Annotated in this window: 9 protein-coding genes; 6 read left to right on the forward strand and 3 right to left on the reverse strand. The window is 68.7% G+C overall.

Going from position 1 to position 6,404, the window contains the following annotated elements:
* Nucleotides 1-53 precede the first annotated feature (53 nt).
* A complete protein-coding gene (locus AVR91_RS19540) occupies nucleotides 54-434 on the forward strand; it encodes a VOC family protein (protein WP_063275649.1) in 381 nt (126 codons plus the stop codon).
* A 25-nt stretch (nucleotides 435-459) separates the two neighbouring features.
* Here AVR91_RS19540 and AVR91_RS19545 read toward each other — a convergent pair whose 3' ends face one another.
* Nucleotides 460-906 carry an Lrp/AsnC family transcriptional regulator gene (locus AVR91_RS19545; protein ID WP_063275634.1) on the reverse strand — a complete coding sequence of 149 codons (447 nt, stop codon included), beginning with the start codon at nucleotides 904-906 and terminating at the stop codon, nucleotides 460-462.
* Between the two features lie 92 nt (nucleotides 907-998).
* On the opposite strand from AVR91_RS19545, the gene AVR91_RS19550 reads away from it, so the two are divergent.
* Both AVR91_RS19550 and AVR91_RS19555 read left to right on the forward strand, forming a co-directional pair.
* On the forward strand, nucleotides 999-1,868 hold the full coding sequence (locus tag AVR91_RS19550; RefSeq protein WP_063275635.1) for an LLM class flavin-dependent oxidoreductase: 870 nt from the start codon (nucleotides 999-1,001) through the stop codon (nucleotides 1,866-1,868).
* Nucleotides 1,865-2,290, forward strand: a complete 426-nt coding sequence (locus AVR91_RS19555; protein ID WP_063275636.1) for a nucleoside deaminase — start codon at nucleotides 1,865-1,867, stop codon at nucleotides 2,288-2,290. Before AVR91_RS19550 ends, AVR91_RS19555 begins: the two co-directional genes overlap by 4 nt.
* 108 nt (nucleotides 2,291-2,398) lie before the next feature.
* Here AVR91_RS19555 and AVR91_RS19560 read toward each other — a convergent pair whose 3' ends face one another.
* Nucleotides 2,399-2,587: a hypothetical protein gene (locus AVR91_RS19560; protein ID WP_016334265.1), complete on the reverse strand. Its 189-nt coding sequence runs from the start codon at nucleotides 2,585-2,587 to the stop codon at nucleotides 2,399-2,401.
* 25 nt (nucleotides 2,588-2,612) lie between these two features.
* Here AVR91_RS19560 and AVR91_RS19565 point away from each other — a divergent pair, with 25 nt between their 5' ends.
* Nucleotides 2,613-3,125, forward strand: a complete 513-nt coding sequence (locus AVR91_RS19565; RefSeq protein ID WP_063275637.1) for a CGNR zinc finger domain-containing protein — start codon at nucleotides 2,613-2,615, stop codon at nucleotides 3,123-3,125.
* Here AVR91_RS19565 and AVR91_RS19570 read toward each other — a convergent pair.
* Nucleotides 3,122-4,342 carry a hypothetical protein gene (locus tag AVR91_RS19570; protein WP_228709245.1) on the reverse strand — a complete coding sequence of 407 codons (1,221 nt, stop codon included), beginning with the start codon at nucleotides 4,340-4,342 and terminating at the stop codon, nucleotides 3,122-3,124. The genes AVR91_RS19565 and AVR91_RS19570 overlap by 4 nt on opposite strands.
* Before the next feature lie 151 nt (nucleotides 4,343-4,493).
* Between AVR91_RS19570 and AVR91_RS19575 the strand changes: the two genes are divergently transcribed.
* Together AVR91_RS19575 and AVR91_RS19580 are read left to right on the forward strand one after the other, a co-directional pair.
* Nucleotides 4,494-5,249, forward strand: coding sequence for an SDR family oxidoreductase (locus AVR91_RS19575; protein WP_063275639.1), 756 nt, complete (start codon nucleotides 4,494-4,496; stop codon nucleotides 5,247-5,249).
* Nucleotides 5,250-5,300: 51 nt separating this feature from the next.
* Nucleotides 5,301-6,176 (forward strand): LysR family transcriptional regulator, encoded by an 876-nt coding sequence (locus tag AVR91_RS19580; RefSeq protein WP_063275640.1) that lies wholly within the window; start codon nucleotides 5,301-5,303, stop codon nucleotides 6,174-6,176.
* Nucleotides 6,177-6,404 lie beyond the last annotated feature (228 nt).

The following is a 6,404-nucleotide window of genomic DNA, read 5'->3' on the forward strand; positions in this document are numbered from 1 at the left end:
GGCTATTGGCTGGTGGCGTTCCGAATCCGATGCCACGACAGGAGTTGATGACCATGGCCGGACGGGTCGTGCACTTCGAGATTCCGTTCGAGGACGGCGAGCGCGCACGCGGCTTCTACCGGGAGGTCTTCGGCTGGAAGGCCGACACGATGCCGGGGATGGACTACACGATGGTCGCTTCGGGGCCGACCGCCGAGACCGGCATGCCCTCGGAGCCGGGGTACATCAACGGCGGCATGCTGGCGAAGGAACTCAGCCCCTCGCCGGGTCCGGTGATCGTGCTCGACGTCGAAAGCGTCGACGACACCCTCGCGGTCATCGAGAAGCAGGGCGGTTCGACGCTGGTCGGCCGGACGGCGGTCGGCGACATGGGTTTCTCGGCCTACTTCAAGGACACGGAAGGCAACGTCATGGGGCTCTGGGAGACCGCGTGAGCCCGGGGGCCCGTGGCCTGCGTGGTCACGGGCCCTGCGGCCCGCGATAGGGCAACGTCTGGTTGTAGACGATGTTGGTGTTCGTGCTCCCGAACAGCGCGAGCTCGTTGACGATCTCCTCCAGCCGTCCCATCGACGGGGCCGCGATCTTCAGCGAATAGCAGTCGTCACCGGTCGTGCGGAGGCATTCGAGGATCTCGGTCCGCTCGGCCAGGAGTTTGTGCAACGGCGCGTGCTTGCTGCCCGGGTACTTCAACCGCACCACCGCGAGCACCACGTACCCGGCCTTCTCCAGGTCGACCTCGGCGCGATAGCCGGTGATCACCCCGGCCGCCTCCAGCCGCTTGACCCGTTCGGTCGTCGCCGACGCGCTCAAGCTGACCCGCTTTCCCAGTTCGGTGAGCGGGAGGCGTCCGTCCTTCTGGAGCTCCACCAGGATCGCCCAGTCGGTCGCGTCGAGAGTCTCGGCCATTCGGGAAGAATACCGGCAGATCCACGGCCGAAGCCGCCATACGCCGGGAAAGATCCCTTCCCGGGTTTCCGCCTCGCCGATAGCCTTGACCTGTGCGAATAGGTGTCAACGTCCCGAATTTCGGCCCGGGGACCGACCCCGGGGTCCTCCGCGGCTGGGCCACCACGGTCGAAGGCCTCGGCTACGACCTGCTCATGGTGTCCGATCATGTGGCCATCACCCCCGACGTCGCCGAGCAGTATCCGGCGCCGTTCTACGAACCGTTCACGACGCTGTCGTGGCTCGCGGGCGTGACGAACCGGGTCCGGCTGGGCACCACCGTGCTCATCGTCCCGTACCGGCATCCGCTGCTGATCGCCCGGATGGCCGCGAATCTGAACCAGCTCAGCGGCGGACGGCTGGTGCTCGGTGTCGCGTCGGGGTGGGCCCGGCAGGAGTTCGAGGCGCTCGACGTCCCGTTCGGGAAACGGGGACGGCTGACCGACGACCACCTCGACGCCGTCCGGAAGGCCTGGGCCGACGACGCCGACTACCGCGCCGGTGACATCCCGATCTGGGTCGGCGGCAACAGTGACGCCGGGATCCGCCGGGCCGTGCGGGTCGGGGACGCCTGGCATCCGCTGCGGGCCACCCTCCCCTGGCTCACCGAGGCGCTCACCAGGGTCAAGACGATCGCCGACGCCCATGACCGGCCGGTGCCCGCGTTCACGCCGCGGATCCTGCTGAACGTCACCGAGCGCCCGGTCACCACACCCGAACGCGCCGCCGGGGAAGGCACGATCGAGCAGATCGTCGACGACCTCGACCGCCTTCGCCACCTCGGCGCCGAGACGGTCGTACTCGACCCGTTCTCCGGCGATCCCGACGAGACCCTCCGCCCGGAAGCCGCCTGGCAGGCATTGGCGACCGTGGCGGCGCACTGGGAACTGGGCCACTACCGAACCGGACAGGACCGACCATGACCGACGAAGACGAGAAGTTCCTCCGCCGCGCCATCGAGCTGGCCGCGAAGTCCCGCGAGGACGGCGACCCGCCCTTCGGCTCACTGCTCGTCGGCCCCGACGGTGCGGTGCTCGCCGAGGATCACAACACCACGGTGTCGCAATCGGACATCAGCCTGCATCCGGAGCTGAAGCTCGCCGTGTGGGCCGCTCGCGAACTCGAACCCGCCGTCGCCGCGGCGACCACCATGTACACCAGCTGCCAGCCGTGCGGGATGTGTCAGGGCGCCATCGAACGTTCCGGACTGGGTCGTGTCGTGTTCGCTCTTTCCGGGGAGCAGGTCACCGCGCTCAAGCCGCCCGCGACCGGGCCGGGCGTGCGGCTCGAAGGCCCCGCGTTGTACGACGAGGCTCGTGTCCCCGTCGAGGGCTACTACACCTAGAGCGGCGCGGTCCTCGATTGGACCCGGCCGCGGCCGACGTTGCGAAAGTGGCTTTCGCAACCTCCGGTCAAGGTCGGCACCCGGTCAGGCGAAACACTCACGACCCCGTCAAAGCCGAGCCGACCCCAGCTGGGACTTCGTCGCCCCGATCACCACACCGTCCACCCGCGCGAGCCAGCTCCCGCACAGGCACCGGACGTACTCCAGCCTCCCCTGCGAGACCCGCTGGGACGTCGTCGCGCTTCCAGGCAGTTCGGCCAGCGGCCAGCCGCACCGCGGGCACTTGTTCGCTTCCATACCCCGATCGTGCTGTAATGAGTCAATGCACTTCAACCCTTACGGCGGGGCGGCCGCGCAGATCGCCGCCGAGCTGGTCAACCTGGGCGACGCCGCCGATCCGGCCACGCTCACCGCGATCTTCAAGGACCGCATGACCGTCTCCGCCGTACAGGACCACGAAGCGACCGAGATCATCGCCTGGACCAAGCGGCTCCGGCGCGTCTTCGAAGCCGACCCGGACACCCGCGTCGACCTGGTCAACGCCCTGCTCCACGATTCGGCGTCCAAGCCCTACATCTCCACCCACGACGGCAAGGCACCTCACCTGCACTACGTCGACGCGCAGGCGGGCACCGCGCCCAGGGTCCGGGCCTACACCGCCGGCGGGCTCACACATCTCGTTTGCGACGCCCCAGACCGCTTCGGCGTCTGCTCACGCGAAGGCTGCGAAACCGTCTACGTCGACGTCTCCCGCAACGGCCGCCGCCGATTCTGCTCGACCCGGTGCGCGACCAGGGTCCACGTCGCCGACCACCGGAACCGGCAAGCGAGCTAGATCGCGTACCGCCACGCCGTCAGGGCGTGCGCCGAGAACCACGCACCCAGCACCACCCACGCCGACGCGGCCGCGACCGCTGTCACGGTCCGCCGCTTCGACAACCCGATCGCGATCGGCACCAGCACCGGGAATGCGGGCAGGATGAACCGGATCTTCGCGTCCGGCAGCCCCCGGGTGCCGATGGCCAGCAACAGCACCCCGGCCCCGTAGAGCGTCAACGGCCACGGCACCCGGATGAACGCCGCCACCAGCACCAACGCCACCGCACCCAGCAGCAGCAACACCGTCAGCGTGCTGAACACCGACTCGTCCCCGGTCAACCGCGCCAGCACCGAATCCGCGGTCTCCGCACCGAAGTCGAACTCGGTGTTCCAGCCCCGCAACTCGATGTCCTGCCAGCCGGTCCAACTCCCCGTCCGGTACGCGACGAACCCCAGATAGCCCGCCACTCCCAACGGAGCGATCACCGCACCCGCGAGCGCCCACCAGCGCTTCTCGTCACGCCGGAACACCGTGATCAACGCCGCCACGACGACCACCGCGACCAGCACCACCGCCGTCGACCTCGACAACCCGGCCGCGAAGGTGCACAAGCCGGCCAGCAGCCAACGTCGTTCCAGCACACCCACCAGCGCCCAGACGGCGAATGCGCAGAACACCGCCTCCGTGTAGGCCATCGAGAACACGATCGCCATCGGCGCCCCGGCCCACAACGCCACCAGCAGCAGCCCGGTCCCGTCGCCCCGATCCGGCGACACCGCCCGCCCGATCCGGATCAGCCCGCACGCCAGCACCAGACCGGCCAGCACCGATACCGCCAACGCCGCCGTCACGACATCGGCCCCGAGCCACATCACCGCACCGACGAGCTTCGGATACAGCGGGAAGAACGCCATCGGCGCGTCCGGATACGGCTGTCGCGCCGCGTCGAGCGTCCCCGGAAGATCCGCGTAACCGTGCACCGCCAGCCGCAGATACCACTGCCCGTCCCACGCGGTCAGCCGATCGGTCAACGTCGTACCGCGCCGCGCGGCCAGGAGATCGAGCAACTGGACACTGGCCGTGCGGATCACGAGATACAGCAGGATCGCCCTGGGATAAGGCGACCGGGCCAGTCTGTCGAGGACTCTGTCGAGCACACGCGCCGGACGCCCCTGCCGGGGCGCCTTCTCGGGAGCGGCGGGCTGATCAAGGTCGTCGACTTCTCGGAGCACGATCAAAGTGTCCACAATGTGAGGTCAGCTCGCCGTTCGATCCCGAAGATTCCCGGCTTCGCGCAGGTGGGGAAGCCCACAAGCCGGGCTTGTGACCCCACCTCGATCTTGTGTTTCCCAGCCCCCGCCCCGGGCTCCTACGTTCGAAGTCATGAGCGAACAGAACCTGAACGGAACAGTGGCGATCATCGCCGGCGGCGCGAAGAACCTCGGCGGGCTCCTGTCCACCACACTCGGTGAAGCGGGCGCCAAGGTCGTCGTCCACTACCACGGCGACGCCTCCGCGGCCGACGCCGAGAAGACCGTCGAGGCCATCCGCGGCACCGGCTCCGAAGCCGTCGCCGTCCAAGGCGATCTGACCAAGGTCGCCGACGTGCGCCGCCTCTTCGACACCGCCGTCGACACCTTCGGCGGCGCCGACATCGCGGTCAACACCACCGGCATGGTCCTGCGCAAGCCGATCCTCGAAACCACCGAAGAGGACTACGACCGCATGTTCGCGGTCAACGCGAAAGCCGCCTACTTCTTCATCCAGGAAGCCGGACGTCGCCTGTCCGACAACGGCAAGATCATCAGCCTTGGGACCTCGCTGCTGGCGGCCTTCACCGACGGCTATTCCACCTACGCCGGCGGCAAAGCCCCGCTGGAGCACTTCACCAGGGCGGCCGCCAAGGAGTTCGCCGACCGCGGTATCTCGGTCAACGTCGTCGCACCCGGCCCGATGGACACCCCGTTCTTCTACCCGCAGGAAACCCCCGAGCGGGTCGAATTCCACAAGTCCCAGGCCAAGGGCGGACGGCTGACGAAGATCGAGGACATCGTGCCGATCATCCGCTTCCTGGCCACCGACGGCGGCTGGTTCACCGGCCAGACGATGTTCCCGAACGGCGGCTACACCACGCGCTGACCCTTACCCTGGCCAAGACGCCGTAGCCGAAACACGAAGGGGAACCCCGGGGTGGGCCTGGACCTGTACAAGCTGAACCACCTCATCGCCGTCGCCGAAGAAGGCAGCTTCACCCGCGCGGCGACCCGGCTGCACCTGAGCCAGCAGGCGCTGTCGACCTCGGTGCGCACGCTCGAGCGGGAAGTCGGCGTCCCCCTGCTCGAGCGGAGCGCCACCGGGGTCACCGTGCTCCCCGCGGGGCAGGCGCTGATCGCCGACGCGCACCTCCTGCACGGCATCGCCGACTCCGCCGTCCAGCGCGCCCGCCGCATCGGCCGGAGCGAACCGGAACGACTCCGCGTCGGCCACACCCCGGCCGTCACCGGCGACGAGGTCACCGCCCTGCTGCGCAAACACCAGACCGACCCCGGGCTCATCATCGACGTCAACCAGCGCTACCCCGACGAGCTCATCGCGCAGCTGCTCGGCGGGCAGCTGGACCTCGGCCTCGGCCGCGCGCTGACCCTCGCGCACGGACTGGTCGGGACCACTCTGATCCGGCAGCGGCTGAACGTCGCCGTCGCCGCCGGTCACCGGCTGGCCGACCGCGAGAACCTCGGGCTGAGCGACCTCGACGGCGAAGAGATCACCGTCTGGGGCCACCCCGGCCGCTCCGGATACACGGATCTGCTGGTCAACCTCTGCCGCGACGCGGGATTCGAACCACGCGTGCGCCGCAATCCGATCCAGGGGACGCCACCGGTCACCGCCGTCCTCGACACCGATGGGGTCGCCTTCGTGACCGCGCCGCCCGGCCCGGCCGCGGGCGGTGCCGTCCTCGTCCGGGAACTGAACCCGGCCGTCCACGTGCCGTTGCAGGCCCTTTGGCCGCAGCACAGCACTTCCGACGCCCGTCAGGCGTTTCTGGCTTCCGCTCAAGGGTTCTAGTGTCCTGAGTGGTTGAAGGGGACTTTCACCGCATGCGGTGGGGGTAAAGCGTCCTTCATCGCATGAGATGAGAGGGCCCGGCCATGAATGTCCACCAGGGACACGGTTTAGCGGCCGAATGTCCGGTTGTGATTGGCGGTCGACGAGGAAAATTCCGGCCGTTGAACGTCCGGAATCCCCGTCACCTCGTCTAGCACCGGTCGTGCCTGGCGCGACCTTGATCAACGG

The organism is Amycolatopsis keratiniphila subsp. keratiniphila, assembly GCF_001620365.2.
Taxonomy (GTDB): domain Bacteria; phylum Actinomycetota; class Actinomycetes; order Mycobacteriales; family Pseudonocardiaceae; genus Amycolatopsis; species Amycolatopsis keratiniphila.

Coding starts and splice junctions, on each gene's coding strand:
- AVR91_RS19575 (WP_063275639.1), top strand. CDS start 4,494: ATGAGCGAACAGAACCTGAACGGAACAGTGGCGATCATCGCCGGCGGC.
- AVR91_RS19545 (WP_063275634.1), bottom strand. CDS start 906: ATGGCCGAGACTCTCGACGCGACCGACTGGGCGATCCTGGTGGAGCTC.
- AVR91_RS19555 (WP_063275636.1), top strand. CDS start 1,865: ATGACCGACGAAGACGAGAAGTTCCTCCGCCGCGCCATCGAGCTGGCC.
- AVR91_RS19560 (WP_016334265.1), bottom strand. CDS start 2,587: ATGGAAGCGAACAAGTGCCCGCGGTGCGGCTGGCCGCTGGCCGAACTG.
- AVR91_RS19565 (WP_063275637.1), top strand. CDS start 2,613: ATGCACTTCAACCCTTACGGCGGGGCGGCCGCGCAGATCGCCGCCGAG.
- AVR91_RS19540 (WP_063275649.1), top strand. CDS start 54: ATGGCCGGACGGGTCGTGCACTTCGAGATTCCGTTCGAGGACGGCGAG.